This is a genomic window from Neisseria sp. P0009.S007 (assembly GCF_051962515.1).
Window position 1 is genome coordinate 1 of sequence record NZ_JBQCVF010001163.1, and the last position, 259, is coordinate 259.

Here is a 259-nt window from a genome sequence, read left to right on the forward strand (position 1 = left end):
GTAATACGGAGGATCCAAGCGTTATCCGGAATCATTGGGTTTAAAGGGTCCGTAGGCGGTCTTATAAGTCAGTGGTGAAATCTCCCCGCTCAACGGGGAAACGGCCATTGATACTGTAGGACTTGAATTATTAGGAAGTAACTAGAATATGTAGTGTAGCGGTGAAATGCTTAGAGATTACATGGAATACCAATTGCGAAGGCAGGTTACTACTAATGGATTGACGCTGATGGACGAAAGCGTGGGTAGCGAACAGGAT

General features: G+C 45.2%; 1 rRNA gene. It reads left to right on the top strand.

Features of this window, described 5'->3' with window-relative positions:
• Positions 1-259: ribosomal RNA gene (locus tag ACTHS3_RS18145) — 16S ribosomal RNA — on the top strand; the annotation flags it as partial.